General features: G+C 69.1%; 17 protein-coding genes. 8 read left to right on the forward strand and 9 right to left on the reverse strand.

Annotation, left to right across the window (positions count from 1 at the left end; translation table 11 throughout):
- The first annotated feature begins 177 nt into the window (after window positions 1-177).
- Window positions 178-1,518, forward strand: a complete 1,341-nt coding sequence (locus WDU93_RS06995; RefSeq protein WP_337318962.1) for a uracil-xanthine permease family protein — start codon at window positions 178-180, stop codon at window positions 1,516-1,518.
- Between the two features lie 189 nt (window positions 1,519-1,707).
- On the opposite strand, the gene WDU93_RS07000 is transcribed toward WDU93_RS06995, so the two are convergent.
- From WDU93_RS07000 to WDU93_RS07015, 4 genes are read right to left on the reverse strand one after another with little or no spacing between them, the layout of a single operon-like run.
- On the reverse strand, window positions 1,708-3,420 hold the full coding sequence (locus WDU93_RS07000; protein ID WP_337318964.1) for an acetyl/propionyl/methylcrotonyl-CoA carboxylase subunit alpha: 1,713 nt from the start codon (window positions 3,418-3,420) through the stop codon (window positions 1,708-1,710).
- Entirely contained in the window at window positions 3,417-5,213 is a 1,797-nt protein-coding gene (locus tag WDU93_RS07005) for a 5-oxoprolinase subunit B/C family protein (protein ID WP_337318966.1), read from the reverse strand. Before WDU93_RS07005 ends, WDU93_RS07000 begins: the two co-directional genes overlap by 4 nt.
- Window positions 5,213-5,971: a LamB/YcsF family protein gene (locus tag WDU93_RS07010; RefSeq protein WP_337318969.1), complete on the reverse strand. Its 759-nt coding sequence runs from the start codon at window positions 5,969-5,971 to the stop codon at window positions 5,213-5,215. The genes WDU93_RS07005 and WDU93_RS07010 overlap by 1 nt, the downstream gene beginning before the upstream one ends.
- Before the next feature lies 1 nt (window position 5,972).
- Complete coding sequence (locus tag WDU93_RS07015; RefSeq protein ID WP_337318971.1) at window positions 5,973-7,250, reverse strand: NRAMP family divalent metal transporter; 1,278 nt, start codon at window positions 7,248-7,250, stop codon at window positions 5,973-5,975.
- Between the two features lie 125 nt (window positions 7,251-7,375).
- On the opposite strand from WDU93_RS07015, the gene WDU93_RS07020 reads away from it, so the two are divergent.
- Both WDU93_RS07020 and WDU93_RS07025 read left to right on the forward strand, forming a co-directional pair.
- Window positions 7,376-8,014: a GntR family transcriptional regulator gene (locus WDU93_RS07020; RefSeq protein WP_337318973.1), complete on the forward strand. Its 639-nt coding sequence runs from the start codon at window positions 7,376-7,378 to the stop codon at window positions 8,012-8,014.
- 236 nt (window positions 8,015-8,250) lie between these two features.
- Window positions 8,251-9,066: a M57 family metalloprotease gene (locus tag WDU93_RS07025; RefSeq protein WP_337318975.1), complete on the forward strand. Its 816-nt coding sequence runs from the start codon at window positions 8,251-8,253 to the stop codon at window positions 9,064-9,066.
- Window positions 9,067-9,373: 307 nt separating this feature from the next.
- Here WDU93_RS07025 and WDU93_RS07030 read toward each other — a convergent pair whose 3' ends face one another.
- Genes WDU93_RS07030 through WDU93_RS07040 form a run of 3 tightly spaced genes read right to left on the reverse strand, consistent with a single transcriptional unit; the run spans window position 9,374 to window position 11,379 of the window.
- Complete coding sequence (locus WDU93_RS07030) at window positions 9,374-10,792, reverse strand: glycoside hydrolase family 1 protein (RefSeq protein ID WP_337318977.1); 1,419 nt, start codon at window positions 10,790-10,792, stop codon at window positions 9,374-9,376.
- A 45-nt stretch (window positions 10,793-10,837) separates the two neighbouring features.
- Complete coding sequence (locus tag WDU93_RS07035; protein ID WP_337318980.1) at window positions 10,838-11,155, reverse strand: type II toxin-antitoxin system RelE/ParE family toxin; 318 nt, start codon at window positions 11,153-11,155, stop codon at window positions 10,838-10,840.
- Window positions 11,152-11,379, reverse strand: a complete 228-nt coding sequence (locus WDU93_RS07040) for a type II toxin-antitoxin system ParD family antitoxin (RefSeq protein WP_337318982.1) — start codon at window positions 11,377-11,379, stop codon at window positions 11,152-11,154. The genes WDU93_RS07035 and WDU93_RS07040 overlap by 4 nt, the downstream gene beginning before the upstream one ends.
- Window positions 11,380-11,452: 73 nt before the next feature.
- Here WDU93_RS07040 and WDU93_RS07045 point away from each other — a divergent pair, with 73 nt between their 5' ends.
- The gene (locus WDU93_RS07045; RefSeq protein ID WP_337318984.1) at window positions 11,453-11,983 is read left to right on the forward strand and encodes an adenine phosphoribosyltransferase; all 531 of its coding nucleotides are present in this window, start codon (window positions 11,453-11,455) and stop codon (window positions 11,981-11,983) included.
- A 10-nt stretch (window positions 11,984-11,993) separates the two neighbouring features.
- Here WDU93_RS07045 and WDU93_RS07050 read toward each other — a convergent pair whose 3' ends face one another.
- Entirely contained in the window at window positions 11,994-12,683 is a 690-nt protein-coding gene (locus WDU93_RS07050; RefSeq protein ID WP_337318987.1) for a MerR family transcriptional regulator, read from the reverse strand.
- A gap of 287 nt (window positions 12,684-12,970) precedes the next feature.
- Between WDU93_RS07050 and purS the strand changes: the two genes are divergently transcribed.
- The 3 genes from purS (at window position 12,971) to WDU93_RS07065 (ending at window position 16,326) form a co-directional block, all read left to right on the forward strand.
- Window positions 12,971-13,219, forward strand: coding sequence for a phosphoribosylformylglycinamidine synthase subunit PurS (purS, locus tag WDU93_RS07055; protein WP_337318989.1), 249 nt, complete (start codon window positions 12,971-12,973; stop codon window positions 13,217-13,219).
- Complete coding sequence (gene purQ, locus WDU93_RS07060) at window positions 13,216-13,923, forward strand: phosphoribosylformylglycinamidine synthase subunit PurQ (protein WP_337318991.1); 708 nt, start codon at window positions 13,216-13,218, stop codon at window positions 13,921-13,923. The genes purS and purQ overlap by 4 nt, the downstream gene beginning before the upstream one ends.
- 111 nt (window positions 13,924-14,034) lie before the next feature.
- Window positions 14,035-16,326: an immune inhibitor A domain-containing protein gene (locus WDU93_RS07065; protein ID WP_337318993.1), complete on the forward strand. Its 2,292-nt coding sequence runs from the start codon at window positions 14,035-14,037 to the stop codon at window positions 16,324-16,326.
- A gap of 200 nt (window positions 16,327-16,526) precedes the next feature.
- Here WDU93_RS07065 and WDU93_RS07070 read toward each other — a convergent pair whose 3' ends face one another.
- On the reverse strand, window positions 16,527-16,955 hold the full coding sequence (locus WDU93_RS07070; protein ID WP_337318995.1) for a DUF1761 domain-containing protein: 429 nt from the start codon (window positions 16,953-16,955) through the stop codon (window positions 16,527-16,529).
- Between the two features lie 113 nt (window positions 16,956-17,068).
- On the opposite strand from WDU93_RS07070, the gene WDU93_RS07075 reads away from it, so the two are divergent.
- A complete protein-coding gene (locus WDU93_RS07075) occupies window positions 17,069-18,004 on the forward strand; it encodes a 2-hydroxyacid dehydrogenase (RefSeq protein ID WP_337318997.1) in 936 nt (311 codons plus the stop codon).
- Window positions 18,005-18,072 lie beyond the last annotated feature (68 nt).

Consider the following 18,072-nt stretch of genomic DNA (forward strand, 5'->3'; position numbering starts at 1 on the left):
CGCCGCAGTGTCGGATCCCGCCGCAGTGTCGGGTCTGAGGGATCAGATGGCCCCGCCCGGCGTGTCGCGCCCCGACGCGCCGGGCGCGGCATCCTTCGTCTCTGATACGCGTCAGCATCCGCCGGTCGATAGTGTTTCTCCAGCATCCCCCACCGCTCCAATCCCTAGGAGAGCCCCATGCCGCTGTGGAAGATTCACGGCGACGGACGTACCGTCGCGCCCGGCCAGGTCGTCGCCCCCGATGAGCGCCTGAACTGGCCCGCCACCATCGCGATCGGCGCCCAGCACGTCGTCGCCATGTTCGGCGCCACGTTCCTCGTGCCGATCATCACGGGCTTCCCGGTCTCGACGACCCTGCTGTTCTCGGGCGTCGGTACCCTGCTGTTCCTGCTGCTCACCCGCAACCGCCTGCCCAGCTACCTCGGTTCGTCGTTCGCGTTCATCGCTCCGATCACGGCGGTCAACAGCGGCAAGGCGCTCGAGACCGGCGAGCAGATCGCGCAAGCCCTGGTCGGTGTCGCCGCCGCCGGTGTGCTGCTCGCCGCGATCGGATTCCTCGTGCAGGCGGTCGGCACCGGCTGGATCGACAAGCTCATGCCGCCCGTGGTGGCCGGGTCGATCGTGGCGCTGATCGGCTTCAACCTCGCCCCCGCGGCCTGGAACAACTACAAGCTGCAGCCCGAGCTCGCCACCGTGACGCTCGCGGCCGTCGTGCTGTTCAGCGTGCTGTTCCGCGGGTTCCTCGGCCGCATCTCGATCTTCCTCGGCGTGATCGTCGGGTACGTCATCGCTGCCGTCACCGGTCAGATCGACTTCTCGGCCGTGGCGGATGCCGCCTGGATCGGCCTCCCGGAGTTCCACCTCGCATCCTTCGCCGACCCGTCGGCCTGGGCGCTCGTGCCGATGTTCCTGCCCGTCGTGCTCGTGCTCATCGCCGAGAACGTGGGTCATGTGCGCGGCGTTGCCACCATGACCGAAGACCCGGCCATCAACAAGCACACCGGCCGCGCGCTCATCGCCGACGGCCTCGCGACCACGATCGCCGGCAGCTTCGGCGGTTCGGGCACGACCACCTATGGCGAGAACATCGGCGTGATGGCGGCGACCCGCGTCTACTCGACCGCCGCGTACTGGGTGGCCGGAACCGTGGCGATCCTGCTGGCGTTCTCGCCCAAGGTCGGCGTCATCTTCAACACCATCCCGCCCGGGGTGCTCGGCGGCGTGACCACCGCGCTGTACGGCCTCATCGGCGTCATCGGCATCAAGATCTGGGTCGACAACCGCGTGGACTTCTCACGCCCGGTCAACCAGTACACCGTCGCGGTGTCGTTCGTCATCGCGATCGCCGGATTCGCGATGAGTTGGGGCGCGTTCCAGCTCGGAGCGATCGTGCTCGGCACCGTCGCTGCATTGGTGATCTACCACCTGGGCAATGCGGTGGCCCGCTGGCGCCAGACCGGTGCGGATGACGGCGGCCCCATCCCCGCCGTCGGCCCTCTGGGTGGCGACCCGGCCTGATCCTCCCACCCCCGGGCACCCATCCGCCCCGGGGCACCCATCCACCCCGGGCATCCTCCCGTCCCCGGGCATCCATGTCCCGAAAAGCGCTCCCAAACCACCCGGTTAGGAGCGCTTTTTGGGACATGCTCTGCGAAAAGTGGGACACGTACAGCAGAAAGTGGGACAAGGGGGGTGGATGCCCCGGGGTCAGGCGATGTGGGCGAGGGGGGCGTCGGCAGCGAGCACGGCACCGACGGATGCCACGTGGGCCAGCACTCCGCTGCGGTGGGCGACCACCGCGGTCTCCATCTTCATGGCATCCAGCACCGCCACGGCATCGCCCTCAGCGACCTCGGTGCCGTCGTCCACGAGCCAGCGCACCAGGGTTCCGGGGGCGGGTGAGCGCAGTTCGCCGGGATCCGTCTGACCGGCAGCCTCCGGCTCGGTCTCCGCACCGGCGAAGCCGGCCAGCAGGCCGAGCGGCACACCGAGCATCACCCGCCGGCCGTCGATCTCCACCGGGAACCGGGCAAGCGCAGCATCCGTCACCGCCGCAGGGCGCAGCTGCGGCTCGATGCGCGACATGAGGGCCGACTCGATCCACTGCGTGTGCACGGCGAACGTCGCCGTCGCGAACTCGGGCTGCTCGATCGCGAGCCGGTCGAAGCCGATCACGGTCGCCGGCCCCTCGACGTCGAGTTCACGCAGCGCGCGGCGGGCCCGCACGAGTGCGTCGTCCCGCGTGTCGGCGTGCACGATGAGCTTCGCGATCATCGAGTCGAACGCCGGCTGCACGGCATCCCCTGCCTCGATGCCGCTGTCCCAGCGCACGCCTGGCCCGCCCGGAACGCGCAGCACCTCGACGCGACCGGGACTGGGCAGGAACCCGCGCCCGGGATCTTCGGCGTTGATCCGAAACTCGAAGGCGTGCCCGCGCACGCGCGGCGTCTGCGTCAGCGAGGGCCCGTCACCGAACGCGATCCGGAACTGCTCGCGGACAAGGTCGACGCCGGTGACCTCCTCGGTGACCGGATGCTCCACCTGCAGGCGCGTGTTCACCTCGAGGAAGGAGATCGTGCCGTCGGCCGCGAGCAGGAACTCCACCGTGCCTGCCCCGCGATAGTCGACCTCACCGCAGATCCGGCGGGCGGCATCGTGCAGGCGCTCGCGCTGCTCGGCGGTCAGCCCCGGCGCCGGGGCCTCTTCGATGAGCTTCTGATTGCGACGCTGCATCGAGCAGTCGCGGTCGCCGACGGCGATCACGCCGCCGCGTCCGTCACCGAGCACCTGCACCTCGATGTGCCGGGGGCTTTCGAGGAAGCGCTCGACGAAGCACTCGCCCCGCCCGAACGCGACGATCGCCTCGCGAGTAGCCGCGTCGAACGCCTCGGCCACCTCGTCGAGCTCGCGGACGACCTTGAGCCCTCGCCCGCCGCCGCCGAATGCGGCCTTGATCGCGATCGGCAGGCCGTGCTGCTCGGCGAAGGCGACCGCCTCGGCGGGGCCTGAGAGGGGTTCATCCGTGCCGGCGGCGAGCGGCGCGCCCACGCGCTGCGCGATGCGGCGGGCGGTCATCTTGTCGCCCAGGGCGTCGATGCTCTCGGGGGTCGGGCCGATCCAGACGAGGCCGGCCGCTTCGACGGCGCGCGCGAACGCGGCGCTCTCCGACAGGAATCCGTACCCGGGATGCACGGCATCCGCGCCGGCGATCTCGGCCGCCCGCAGGATGGCGTCGATCGACAGGTAGCTGTCGGCGGCGGTCGTCCCGCCGAGCCCCACAGCCTCGTCTGCCAGACGGACGTGCAGTGCATCGGCATCCTGATCGGCGTAGACGGCAACCGAGGTGTACCCGGCCTCGGCGCACGCGCGAATCACGCGGACGGCGATCTCGCCCCGGTTGGCGATGAGGATGCTGGTCATGACGGGAGTCCTTCCCCGGTGGCGGTCTGCGAGGCGCGCCGTGCGCGGCGGGTGGTGGATGCTGCAGGCGCGGCATCCGTGTCGGATTTCAGGGACGGTTCGGCGTCAGCACGGCGTGTCGAGGGCGGACACGCCGCGTCGGCAGCATCCGCTCCCCGGCATCCGACGGCCGCTCCCGGCGCCGCGACCCGGAACCGAATGCGCGCCCCCGGCGGCAACTGCCCGGCGAGGTCCAGACAGCAATCGGTCAGCGCACCGATGATCGGGTATCCCCCGGTGAGCGGATGGTCGGGCAGGAACAGCACGGGCTGCCCGTCGGCAGGCACCTGGATGGCCCCGGTGACGGCGCCTTCGCTCGGCAGCTCGCCAGGCACGGCTCGTTCCAGCGAACGCTCGCCGTGCAGGCGGATGCCCACCCGGTCAGAACGCGGCGTGACCACCCATTCCTGGTCGGTCAGGGTGGCGAGAGCGGCGGGCGTGAACCAGTCCTCGCGCGGCCCGAGGGTGATGTCGAGGACGACGAGATCACCGGATGCCGGCAGCGAGCGCAGCTGGGGATACGGGTCGACGGCATGCGGAGCATCCGTGCCGATCTCGACGACGTCGCCCGCGTTGAGGGGTGCGGGGCCGAGACCGGCGAGGGTGTCGGATGCCGTGCTGCCGAGGGACGCGGCCGAACGGATGCCGCCGCGCACCCCGATCACATAGCGCAGGCCACGCTCGGGAGCGCCGAGGTGCAGCTCGTCACCGTCGACGGTCGCGAACGGGACGCCGTGCGCGATGGGGCGAGCGGTGCCCTCGACGTCGGTGAGCGTGAGGGCGCCGATCGCTCCGGCGACGGCGGCGACCCCCGCGCCGCGGAAACGCAGAACGGCGCCGCCGACACTTTCGAGCACCGCGGCGGTCGCCGCGTTGCCGACGGCACGGTTCACGTCGCGCAGCGCGGTGCGATCGGCGACACCGGATGCCGAGACGCCGAGCGCCGCATGGCCGGGGCGGCCGAGGTCTTGGATGAGCAGCTGCAGCGACGGCCGGACGACCTCGACGGCCGGGCGGGGCGCTTCGACAAGCTCAGCGACCCACCCTTCGTCTGCCTGCACGGTCCCTGAACGAGGAGCGAAGCGACGAGACGAAGGGCGCTCAGACCCTTCGTCTCGCTGCGCTCGCTCAGGGACCTCCACCATCTCCCGCTCGGCGCGCACGAAACGCACGCGGGTGCCGGGCGAGAGCAGGGCGGGAGGATCGCGGTCGATGTCCCACATCACGGCATCCGTCCGGCCGATGAGCTGCCAGCCACCGGGGCTCTCGCGCGGATATACGCCGGTGAAGTGCCCGGCGAGCGCGACCGAGCCGGCCGGCACGCGGGTGCGAGGCGAGGAGCGGCGGGGCACATCGAACAGCGCGTCACCGCTGACCGCGTATCCGAACCCGGGCGCGAAGCCCGAGAACGCCACCTGCCAGTCGGCCGCGAGATGCCGGCCCACGACGTCAGATGCGGATACGCCCAGCAGCGTCGCGACCTCGGCGAGATCCTCGCCGTCATAGCGCACGGGCACGGTCACCTCGCGGGCAGCGCCGGCGCCTGCGGCATCCGCTGTCGTCGCCGCGAGCACGTCGGCGAGCGCCGCCGCCGACACGCGCACGGGATCGAATCTCACCAGCACCGTCCGCGCGCCGGGAATGCGCTCGACCACACCGGGCACGCCGTCCCACGCGAGGTTCAGGCGCATCGCCTCGTCGAGGTCGGCGGCCTCGACGAGCAGCGCACGATCGGATGCGGTGAGGATGCGCATCAGGCGAAGGGGGCGATCGTGATGCCGGCGTCGTGCAGCATCCGCTTGGTCTCTGCTGCCATCGCGACCGAACCCGGGCTGTCGCCGTGCACGCAGATCGACTGCGCGTCCACGCGCACATCGGTTCCGTCGATGGCTCGGATGACGCCCTCCTCGGCGAACCGGACCATCCGCTCGGCGACCGCGACGGGGTCGTGCAGCACAGCGCCGTCCTGCGTGCGCGAGACGAGCTGCCCGTCGGGCTGATACGCCCGGTCGGCGAAGGCCTCGGCGGCCACGCGGAGTCCCGCCCGCTCGGCGACATCGAGCACCACGCCGCCGGCGAGCCCGAGCAGCACGAGATCGGGCTCGATCGCCCGGACCGCGGCGACGACATCAGCTGCCTGGCGTTCATCGCGGGCGATGGTGTTGTAGAGCGCACCGTGCGGCTTGACGTACGCGACGCGTCCGCCGACCGCCGCGGTGAGACCGATGAGCGCACCCAGCTGGTATTCGACGTGCGCCTGCAGCGTGGCCGAATCGAGGTCCATGGCCGTGCGTCCGAAGTTCTCATAGTCGCGGTAGCCCGGGTGCGCGCCGATGACGACACCGCCCGCCACCGCCGCGGCCAGGGTCTCGCGGATGCCCTCGGGGCTGCCGGCGTGGAATCCGCACGAGACGTTCGCGCTGGTGACGATCTCGAGCATCGCCGCATCATCGCTGACGATGCGTCCAGGCACGTTCTCGCCCAGGTCGGAGTTCAGATCGATGGATGCCATGTCATGCTCCCATTCCGAGGAAGGCGAAGATCGGGCCGACCGAGACGGCGCCCATGTACCAGGTCAACGCCGTCACGACAGTACCGGCGATGAGCAGCCACAGCGGGTACTTCTTCGTGCCGAGCAGGTCGCGGCGGAACCAGCCGATGTACATGAACACGGTGAGGCCGATCGGCAGGATCAGGCCGTTGAACCCGCCGACGAACACCAGGATCGCTGCCGGCGCGGTGCCGATCGACAGGTAGACGATGAGCGAGACGACGATGAACGCGACGGTCGCCAGCTGCAGCGGCCACCCCACGGCGAGGCGGCGGGTGAACGTCGAGAGGAAGGTCGCCGAGGTGTAGGCGGCGCCGATCACCGAGCTGATCGCCGCGGCCCAGAAGATCGCACCGAAGATGCGCAGACCCGCGTCGCCGAGTACCGCGCCGAACGCCTGACCGGCCGGGTTGGCGGCCTGGCTGGTGAGGTCGAGGGTCACACCCGATGCCACGACGCCGAGGATCGCGAGGAACAGCACGTACCGCATGATGCCGGTGACGAGGATGCCGTTGGCCGCCGCCTTCATGACCGGGCCCGCGTGCTCGGGGCCTGTGTGGCCCGAGTCGAGGTAGCGGTGCGCGCCGGAGTAGGTGATGTAGCCACCCACGGTGCCGCCGACGATCGTGGTGATGGTGGCGAAGTTGAGGGTGTCGGGCGCGAAGGTCTGCCGGAGCGCGTCGCCGACAGGCGGCTGCGAGATGAACGCGACGACGAGGGTCATCACGATCATGCCGACGCCGAGCACGACCAGCACGACGTCCATCACGCGTCCGGCCTTCTTGATCAGGAACAGGATGATCGCGAGCGCTCCGGTGAGCAGCCCGCCGACCTTCGGGTCGATGCCGAGCAGGGCGTTGAGGCCGAGGCCGCCGCCGGCAATGTTGCCGATGTTGAAGGCCAGGCCACCGATGATCACGAGTGCGGCGATGACGTGGCCGGAGAACGGGATCGCGCTGTTGGCGAGTTCACCGGCGCGCTTTCCGGATGAGGTGATCATGCGCCAGACGTTGAGCTGCACGGCGATGTCGATGAGCACCGAGACGAGGATGGCGAAGGCGAACGCCGCTCCCAGCTGCGCGGTGAAGGTGGCGGTCTGGGTGATGAAGCCCGGTCCGATGGCACTGGTGGCCATGAGGAAGATCGCGCCGATGACGGCGCTGCGGCCGATCCGCTTCTTCGCGGTGGCGATGCGCGCCTCGTCTTCGGGGGAGACGGGCGCAGAGGTCTGCTCGGTCAAGGGGGATCCCATCGTCGTTGGTGGGTGTCGGATGACACCGAGTGTAGAACACTACCTTCAATATTGTTCAACAATTTTTCGGATGACGTGGGACGGATGCTGCGGAGTCCGCCTAACATGAGGGCATGGTCCCCCAGCGCGTGCTCGCCGACGAGCTGCGACAGCACATCATCGCGGGCGAGTTCGCCCCCGGGTCGCGGCTGTCGGAGTCTGCTCTCGCCGAGCGCTTCGATGTCTCACGGAACACACTGCGCGAGGCGTTCCGCGTGCTGAGCGAGCAGGGCCTGGTCGAGCACATCCCCCACCGCGGGGTGTCGGTCGCCTCGCCCACGATCGCCGACGTCGTCGACATCTATCGCGTGCGGCGCGTGATCGAATGCACGGCGCTGCGGGAGTCAGAGCCCGAGCATCCTGCCGTGCAGCGGATGCGGCAGGCGCTGGCCGAAGCGGAAGAACATCTGCCGGCGGAGGATTGGCAGCGCGTGGGCAGCGCCAACATGGCCTTCCACCTCGCGATCGTCGACCTCGCCGACAGCCCCCGGCTCGCACGTACGTACAGTGACGTGGCCGCCGAGCTGCGGCTGGCGTTCCTCAAGATCGACGATCCGCGGTCGTTGCACGAGCCGTTCGTGCGCAAGAACCGCGCCGTGCTGACGGCACTCGTCGAGCGGGGTCCACAGGCCGCCGCAGACGAACTCGAGCGCTATCTCATCGCCTCCGAGCGCAGCGTGCTGGGCGCCTTCGCTCGCATGGGAAACGGCTGATCCGCGTATCTGCGAGAGCGTCGGCGATTCCTTCGATCTGGGCCGGATAGGGGTTTTTCACCTCGGCACAGAAACTTTTCCGGCACGCCCCGCGACTGCTTGACACCGATATTTCACCCTGGTTACGGTGGGCGGGCTTCAGCCTCACAGGTGACGCAAAGGTGCTCACCTCCCCGGCTAGAAGTGCGCTCGCCGACCAGGTGGGCGCTCATCGCACAGTTCAAAAGGAGCACTGTATGCGACTCAGGAGAACCCTCGCCCTCGCCGCCACCGCGGCCGCCGCACTCGCGATCGGATGCGTCTTGCCGGCCGCCGCGGCGACGCCGGCGGATGACACCGACGCGCCTTCGTACCAGGAGTTCAAGGCGTCGACCTTCCGTGACGTCGACGGCAGCTACGTCGTCAACGGCGACGAGGTCGTCTCGGGGCAGAGCGACCTGCGGGCCTTCTACGACAAGCTCATGGGGCCTGCGACCCTCACCGATGGACTCATCGTCAACACGGTGAGCGGCATCGATGACAAGTGGTCGGCGTCGAAGGTGAGTAACCTGACCTACTGCGTGAGCACCAAGTTCGGCACGCGTCACGCCGACGTCGTCAACGCCATGCAGAGCGGCGCCGCTCTGTGGGAGGCGGCCTCGTCGAAGATCAACTTCGTCTACCTGCCCAGCAACGACAGCAAGTGCACCACGCGCAACAACGCCGTCGTGTTCTCGGTCGAGCCGGTAGCCACCACGCAGTACATCGCGCGGGCCTTCTTCCCCAGCACGCCGGATCGCCAGCAGAACGTGCTCATCGATGACTCGATCTGGAGCTCCGGCTCGTGGACGCCGACCAACATCATCGGCCACGAGCTGGGTCACGTGCTGGGCTTCCGCCACGAGCACACCCGCCCCGAATCGGGCACGTGCTTCGAGGACAACAACTGGCGTCCGCTGACCCCGTACGACTCCTCGTCGATCATGCACTACCCGCAGTGCAACGGTTCGTCGGATGACCTGTCGATGACCAGCACCGACCGTGCCGGTGTCGTCGCGCTCTACGGAAACTGACCCGCCGCTCGTCTGAGCAGTTCGTCAGACCCTCGCGGGGTCCGGTCTTCTGGCCGGGCCCCGCATCCGCATCCGCATCCGCATCCGCCGTCCGGCATCCGCATCCGCCGTCCCGCATCCGCCGTCCTGCATCCCCCTCCGACCGCCGCTCCCGCCACACCGTGTCCCACTTTCTGCTGTTAAACCGCCGGTTTCACAGCAGAATTTGGGACATGCTCTTCAGAAAGTGGGACATGTCCTGCGAAAAGTGGGACACGGTGCGGCCAGGCGGGCAGACGGGGATCCCGGATGCCGCGGGGAAGACGGGTCAGAGGGCGCGGGCGGCGATGATGCGGGCGTACTCGGCGCCGCTGTCCTTCACGGTGCGCTCGAGCGTGTCGTAGTCGACGCGCACGATGCCGAAGCGCTTCTCGTAACCCCACGACCACTCGTAGTTGTCCATCAGTGACCAGTAGAAGTAGCCGTGCAGGTCGACGCCCTGCTCGATCGCGTCCAGGCTCGCGCCGAGATGGGCCTGCAGGAACGCGAGCCGATCGGCGTCGTGGACCACGCCATCCTCGCCCACCGCGTCGTCGTAGGCGGCGCCGTTCTCGGTCACGTACAGGGCGACGCCGGGGGCGTACTCCTCTGCGACGCGCACCAGCAGGCGGGTCAGCCCCTCGGGCTGCACCTCCCAGTCCATGCCCGTGCGCGGCAGGCCCCGCTCGACCCAGTGGATGCCCTCGTGCGAGGGGAACGGGTTGCCGACCGGGCGGGCCAGATCGCCGCCATCGTGCGGCGTCCCGCCCGTGCCCTGCGGATGCCCGGAGAGCATCTCGCCGTGGTAGTAGTTCACGCCCAGCGCGTCGAGCGGGGTGGAGATCGCCTCCAGGTCGCCCGGCTGCACGGCATCCTCCCAGCGCGCCACCGCGTCGGGATCGACCGCGCGGAAGTCCTCCACGATGTCGGCCGGATAGCTGCCGCGGAAGATCGGGTCGAGGAACCAGCGGTTGAACTGTCCGTCGATGCGCCGCGCGGCATCCACATCCGCCGGGTCGGCAGGGTCGGCGGCATCCGCCACCGTGAGGTTCAGCGTGATGCCCTGCGAAAGCTCCGGAGCCCGCTCGCGCAGCGCCTGCACCGTGCGGCCGTGCGAGAGCAGCAGATGATGTGCGGCGAGCATCCCGTCGCCGACGCCGTACCGACCGGGCGCGTGCGCGCCGGCCGTATAAGAGAGGAACGACGAGCACCACGGCTCGTTCAGCGTCGTCCAGTGCTGCACCCGGTCGCCGAGCGCATCGTGCACGCTGAGCGCGTACTCGACGAACCGGTCGACCGTGTCGCGGCTCGTCCAGCCGCCCTTCTCCTCCAGCGCCTGCGGCATGTCCCAGTGGTGCAGCGTGAGCCAGGGCATGATGTCGGCCTCGAGCAGTTCGTCGACGAGACGGCTGTAGAAGTCAATGCCGGCGGGGTTCACCGGACCGCCGTCAGGGCGCACGCGCGACCATGACGTCGAGAAGCGGTATACCTGCAGCCCGAGGTCCTTCATCAGCGCGACATCCTGCGGGTAGCGGTGATAGTGATCGCAGGCCACGTCACCGTTGTCGGCGTTCAACACGGCGCCCGGCACGCGAGCGAACGCATCCCAGATGGAGGCGGTGCGGCCGTCTTCGAACGCCGCCCCTTCGATCTGGTAAGCCGCCGTGGCGACGCCGAACAGGAAGTCTTCGGGGAAGGCGCGAGTCATGAAGACATCTTTCCATCCGCGGCAGCCCCAGCGGGAGGTGCAGACCTACTCGTCGTTCAGCAACGAACCAAGGTCGCGCGACGTGTGCAGCACCCGCCACACCTCGACGCGGTCGGCGTACTCCATGGTGAAGATCGCATACGGAAAGCGCTCCAGGGTGAAGGTGCGGAGCGCAGGGATGCCGATCTCCAGCCCGATCCGCATCGACCCGATACCGGGGTTCTGGGCGATGAGTTCATAGGCGCGCTCAATGTCGTCGACGAGGTCGAGTGCGACGTCCGGACCGGCCTCTGAGATGTACCAGGCAACGGCGTCCTCGACATCTGCGTCTGCGAGCGACCTGCGACGCAGAGGCAGACTCATGCGCCTGCCGCGCCCCGCAGACGCGTAAAGAGATCCTCCGTCGACTCTGTCACCAGTGGCGACTCGGCCCCGAGCAGAACACGTTCGCGCAGATCACTGCGCGCCTGATCGCGCCGGATCAGGTCACGCACGTACTCGCTTGCCGAGCCGTAGTTGGCCTGAGCGACGCGCTGATCGACGTAATCCCTCATGGATGCCGGAAGCGAGACGTTCATGGTGCTCATCGGTCAAGGATATCTCCGATGGCAAAGACTGTCATCAGAGCACAGCAAGTCACGGCCGGAGTAATCTTGCCCGGTGCCCACCACCGAGCTGTCTCCCGAACTCGTCCGCGCCGCCGGTCTCATCCGTGAGATCCCCGACTACCCCGAGCCCGGCATCCTGTTCCGCGACATCACCCCGCTGCTGACCGACGCCGCGGCGCTGAAGGCGACGACCGAGGCGCTCCTTGCCCCGTTCGAGGGCACCTTCGACGTGGTCGCCGGCATCGAGGCCCGCGGGTTCATCCTCGCCGGTGCAGCGGCGATCGCCGCCGGGGTCGGGTTCGTGCCGATCCGCAAGGCCGGCAAGTTGCCGCGGCCCGCGGCATCCGTCGACTACGCCCTCGAGTACGGCACCGCCACGATCGAGATGCACGACGACCTCCCGGCCGGCACCCGGATGCTGCTCATCGACGACGTGCTCGCCACCGGCGGCACGCTCGCCGCCGGCCGTCAGCTCGTCGAGCAGGTCGGCTGCACGGTCTCCGGCATCAGCGTGCTGTTCGAGATCGAGGGCCTGGGCGGCCGCGAACTCATCGGCGACCTGCACACCGTCTTCCACTCCTAACCGGAGCGGCTCAGGATGCCTTCGTCTCCTCAGGAGCCGGGGGCATCGCCGCCTGCGGCGGCAGATCACCGCGTTCGATGGCGCCACGCACCGAGACGGCCGCGTGCGCGAGGTTGCTGATCGCCAACAGCTGGCGCGCCCTGGCGGTCACGACCGCCAGCATCCGCCGGGCGATGACATCGGCCGATCCGGGGCCGAGCGCCGCGACGTGCTTGGTGGCGAGCGGCTCGACGGCGTCGGCGTACTCCATGAGTCGCTCGACGTCGTAGTCCAGCCCCACCTCACTCGCGACGGCCAGCGCGTGGGTCATGCCGCGCTCGGCCGCACCGGGGTAGCCGCGCCAGCCGCGCCGACGCATCAGCTCGTAGGTGCGCTCCCGGAACGGCTCGTAGGCATCGTCGGTGGCGACGTCGTTCGGGATGCCCCAGATGAACTCCTGGCATGCGTTCATGACCTCGACGGTCGTCGTGCCCTCCGTGTCGATGAGGGTGGTGAGGGTGCGCACCTCATCGAGGGATGCCCCATGCTCCTCTCTCATCGCACGGATGAGCAGCGCGCGATCGAGATGACTCTGGTCATAGACGGCCGTCGTCTTGTTCCGCAGTCGGCCGGCGGGCAGCACGCCCACCCGGATCCAATGCTTGAGAGTGGACGCGCTCGCGCCGCTGCTCTCAGCGAGTTCGCTGAGCTTCATCGTCATCCTCTTCTTGGAGAGTCAGATCGGGCCGAACTCTCCACGGTGCGCTTTCGGGTGTGTTGACTCTAACCTGCTGATGAGGGAGTGCGTCCTGCCGCCATGGCTTGGGCGGCATACGAGTCGAGTCTTCTGGGGAGATCTCGGCCCACCCGGTCGGAGCAACGGGGGTTCGCCTCCGCCCGGGTCTTCCCCCTCGCCGCACCGTCGCTGCCGACGCAAGCGGCGACGGTGCGGCCTTCATACAGCGGTAGACTGCTCGTGTCTCTCGCCCACGACTCCCGGAGCCGTTCATGCCCACCATCGTCGTCGACGTCATGCCCAAGTCCGAACTGCTCGACCCGCAGGGGAAGGCTGTCTCCGGCGCATTCGCCCGCCTGGGCGTCGAGGGCTTCTCCGATGTGCGCATCGGCAAGCGCTTCGAGCTGACCGTCGAGGGCGAGGTCACCGACGAGCTGCTCGCCGAGGCCCGTCGCCTGGCCGACGAGGTGCTCTCGAACTCCGTCATCGAAGACGTCGTGGGCGTCGAGGTGGTCGAGTGACCGTCCGCATCGGGGTCGTCACCTTCCCCGGTTCGCTGGACGACCGCGACGCGCAGCGCGCGATCCGCGTGGCCGGCGCCGAGCCCGTCGCTCTCTGGCACGGATCACACGACCTCGAAGGCGTCGACGCCCTCGTGCTGCCCGGCGGCTTCAGCTACGGCGACTACCTGCGGGCCGGCGCGATCGCCGCGCTCTCGCCGATCATGGCAGAGGTGAAGGATGCCGCCGCGGCCGGCATGCCCGTGCTCGGCATCTGCAACGGATTCCAGATGCTCGTGGAGGCGCACCTGCTGCCCGGTGGCCTCATCCGCAACGACAACCAGCACTTCGTGCGCCGCGATCAGCGCCTGATCGTCGAGAACGCCGACACCGCCTGGACCAGCGGCTTCACCGCCGGCCAGGAGATCATCATCCCGCTGAAGAACGCCGACGGCGGCTACATCGCCAACGACGAGACGCTCGACCGCATCGAGGGCGAGGGCCAGGTGGCGTTCCGCTACCTCGGCGTGAACCCGAACGGGTCGCTGCGCGACATCGCCGGCATCACGAACGAGCGCGGCAATGTGGTGGGCCTCATGCCGCACCCCGAGCATGCCGTCGAGGCGGGTTTCGGCCCGAACACCCCGGCAGCGATGCGCTCCGGCGTCGACGGCCTGAACTTCTTCACCAGCGCGATCGCGGCTGTCGCCCGCGCCGCCGCCTGACCTCTTCCACACTCGCGGGCCGTTTCACAACCCGTTTCTCCGCGCGTCACCGGGTGGTAGCTTGGCGACGTCGTGCCCGGCGATCCCGGGCCAGCGCACATAGGAGTGAACGTGAAACGACGTACCCGCGGCATCCTCGCCGCATCCACCGCAGGGGCGACGATCGTCGCCGGCGCCGTGATGATGCCACCCGCACTGGCGGCCCCACCGGCTGACGACTCCGGCGGATCATCCGCCCAGCGTCAGGACGACCACCCCGGCCCCCTCACCGATCGACAGAACGAGCGTCGCAAGGTGGCCCAGGAGCTGATCCTCTCGGGCAAGGCCTCACCGAATGAAGACGGCGTCGTCGCCCTGAACGACGACGGCGACAAGTACTACCAGGCGACGGTGAGCGGCACGGGCCGGCTCTTCACGATCCTCGCCGAGTTCGGCGACCAGGGCAGCGGAAAGCTCGGCACTGTGCCCGGCCCGCTGCACAACGAGATTCCCCAGCCCGACCGGAGCGTGAACAACAGCACGCACTGGCAGGCCGACTTCAACCCCGACTACTACCGCGAGCTGTTCTTCGGCAGCGGCCAGTCGTTCGCCGACTTCTACGAGAAGCAGTCTTCCGGCGCGTACACCGTCGACGGTGAGGTCAGCGAGTGGGTCCAGGTGCCGGGCAACGCCTCGACCTACGGCGACAACACCGTCGAGGACACCGGCGGCTCGTGGGCGTTCATCGCCGATTCGGCGACGGCCTGGTACGACGCGCAGATCGCGGCCGGTCGCACGCTCGCCCAGATCAAGGAGGAGCTGGCGACCTTCGACGTCTGGGACCGCTACGACCACGACAACGATGGCGACTTCGACGAGCCCGACGGCTACATCGATCACTTCCAGGCCGTGCACGCGGGCGAGGGTGAGGATGCCGGCGGCGGCGCGCAGGGCGAGGATGCCATCTGGTCGCACCGCTGGTACGTCAACTCGACCGACTTCGGCGTCGCCGGCCCCGAGGGCGCGCAGTTCGGCGGCACGCAGATCGGTGACACCGGCATCTGGATCGGCGACTACACGGTCGAGCCGGAGAACGGCGGCCTGGGCGTCTTCGCCCATGAGTACGCGCACGACCTCGGCCTGCCCGACCTGTACGACACCGCGGGCGGCGAGAACTCGACCGGGTTCTGGACGCTGATGTCGAGCGGCTCGTGGCTCGGCGACGGCCAGGAAGACATCGGCACCACCCCGAACTACATGGGCCCGTGGGAGAAGCTGCAGCTCGGCTGGCTCGACTACGCCGTGGTGAGCCCGGGTCAGAACGGCGAGTACACCCTCAGCCCTGCTGCCCGTCAGGTCGACGGCCAGGAGCAGGCGGTCGTGGTGGATGTGCCGGATGCCACGATCGAGAAGCACTACGTCGACCCCGCTGGCGGCCACGCCTGGTGGACCTCCAGCGCCGACGACCTGAACACGACGCTCACCCGCACGCTGGATCTCAGCGCGGTGAAGTCGGCGACGGTCACGGCGAAGGCCTGGTACGACATCGAGGCCGGGTACGACTACTTCTACGCGGAGTACTCCGTCGACGGTGGCGACACGTGGATGCAGGTCGGAAAGCCGATCAGCGACACCTCGCGCGACCGCTGGAAGACCCTGCGCTACACGATCCCCGGTGGCAACGCCGACACGCAGTTCCGGTTCCGGTACCAGACCGACGGCGGGGTGCACCTGGCGGGGGCCTTCCTCGACGACATCGTCGTCAAGAGCGGCGGCACCACGCTGCTCAGCGACAACGTCGAGGGCGGCGCCAACGGCTGGGTCGCCGCGGGCGGATTCGAGATCAGCACGGGTACCGGCACCTCGACGGGTGACCGCTACTACCTGGCCGAGAACCGCACGTACGTCGACTACGACGCGACCCTCGAGGTGGGGCCGTACCAGTTCAGCGAGGGCATCACGCGTCCGGACTGGGTGGAGCACTTCCCGTTCCAGGACGGCATGCTCGTGTGGGCGGTCGATGAGGCCTACACCGACAACAACACGATCGAACACCTCGGTCACGGCCTCGCCCTGCCGGTCGACGCCAACGCCGAGCCGATCGTGTACGAGGACGGCTCGATGCCCAGCAACCGTCGCCAGCCCTTCGACGCGGCGTTCGGCACGAACCCGCTCGACGAGGTGAGCCTGCACAAGCAGGTGCTGGTCGGCAAGGGCAAGAAGGCGACCGTGCAGACGCTGACGGCGAGCTCGACCCCTGGCACGCAGCAGGCGACCTTCGACGACTCCGTCGAGGACGCCTACTACAGCGACGCCAACAAGCTCGGCGGCGTGCTGGTGGCCGGTCACGGTGTGACCATCACCGTGACCGAGCAGAACACCGGCGGCACGATGACCATCTCGGTCACCAACCCCGCAGAGTGATCTCAGAGTTCAGGCCCGTCCCCCTCAGCGGGGGCGGGCCTGACTCGCGTCTGCGGGCGCTTGCTGTCTCCGCGTCGACGCCCCGACGCCGAGACCCCGTCTTAGCGCCGAGACCCCGCGTCATTGTCGTCCATACCTCGGGGTGTGGACGACAACACGGGGTCTCGGCGGACGGGAGTGAGAGGGGGGGGAAGGCCGGCTCAGCCGAGCGCGGGCGGCCAGACGCCGATGATGATCGCCATCACGACGACGGTGACGAGCTCGTGCGCGATGTTCATCACGGTGAGGTTGGTGGGACGCCCCTCGAAGGCGTCGTGCGTGATGAAGCGTGCGGCGGTGAAGCCGGCCCACAGGGCGACGGCCGTGACGGTGGCGCTGACGAAGTAAGAGCCACCGTAGAAGTGCCAGGCGATGGATGCCGCACCCGCGAGCACCCAGGCGGTGATGAAGCTGACGATCACGGTGGTGATGATCGGCATGACGGCGGCAGAAGCCGGCTTGTCCATGTCGACCTTCGCCAGCTTCGACCAGCGGGTGCCGAACACCTTCGGGGAGTACCAGACGGTTCCCACGACCATGCTCGAAAGCATCGCCAGCAGCACTGCCCAATAGTTGATCTCGGGAACCATGTCTTCTCCTTGGTCGGGTCTGCCGTCAGGATACTCCCCGGTATTCCGGTCAGTGGAGCAGTGCGAGCGCGCGAACCAGAGCCGTCTGCGAGCCGCGGGGATAGTGTCGAAGGGTGAGCCTGCACATCACCGTCCCCACTGCCCGCCTGGCCGAGAATCTGGGCCCCCTGCCCGAGGGTGTCACGCTGACGATCTGGGATCTGAAGACACCGCCGCCGGCCGGCCGGCTCGACATCGTCGTGCCGCCCTACATGGGTGGCACCTCGGCGCTGAGCGCCCTCGAAGGCGTGGATGTCGGGCTCGTGCAGGGGCAGTCGATCGGCTACGACGGCGTGGCGCAGAAGCTGCCCGCCGGCATCCCCTTCGCGAACGCGGCGAGCGTGCACGAGACCTCGACGGCCGAACTCGCCGTGGCGCTGATGCTCGCGGCGCAGCGGCAGCTGCCGCGATTCGTGCTGGCGCAGGAGCGCGGCGAGTGGTCGCCGGTGTTCGCCACGAGCCTGGCCGACCGGCGGGTGTTGCTGGTCGGCTTCGGCGGAGTTGGCACGGCGATCGCCCGACGCCTGGCACCGTTCGAGGTCGAGCTGTCGGCCGTGGCGCGCACCGCGCGCACCGAGCGGATCGACGGGGTCGGCGACGTGACCGTGCACGCCGTCGACGAACTGCCGGCGCTGCTGCCCGATGCCGAGATCGTGGTGCTCAGCCTGCCCGGCGGCGCCGAGACCGAGCACCTGTTCGATGCCGAGATGCTGGGCCACCTGGCCCCCGGCGCCCTGCTGGTGAACGTCGGCCGCGGGCCCCTGGTCGACACCGACGCCCTGGTGACCGCGCTCACCGCGGGCCGCATCCGCGCCGCTCTCGACGTCGTCGAGCCAGAGCCGCTGCCGGCGGGGCATCCTCTCTGGACCGCCCCGAACCTGCTGCTCAGCCCGCACGTCGGCGGCGCCTCCACGGCGATGAACCCGCGCATCGCCCGGCTCATCCGCACCCAGATCGATCGGATGCTGGCCGGCGAGCCGCCCGTGAACGTGGTGCTCCCGGCATCCTGACCCCGCCCCGGTAGGCGGGCACGAGCGCCGCCGCGCCCGACATTCCCGAAACATCGAATCGATTCGAC

Source organism: Microbacterium istanbulense, assembly GCF_037204145.1.
In the GTDB taxonomy this organism is placed as follows: domain Bacteria; phylum Actinomycetota; class Actinomycetes; order Actinomycetales; family Microbacteriaceae; genus Microbacterium; species Microbacterium istanbulense.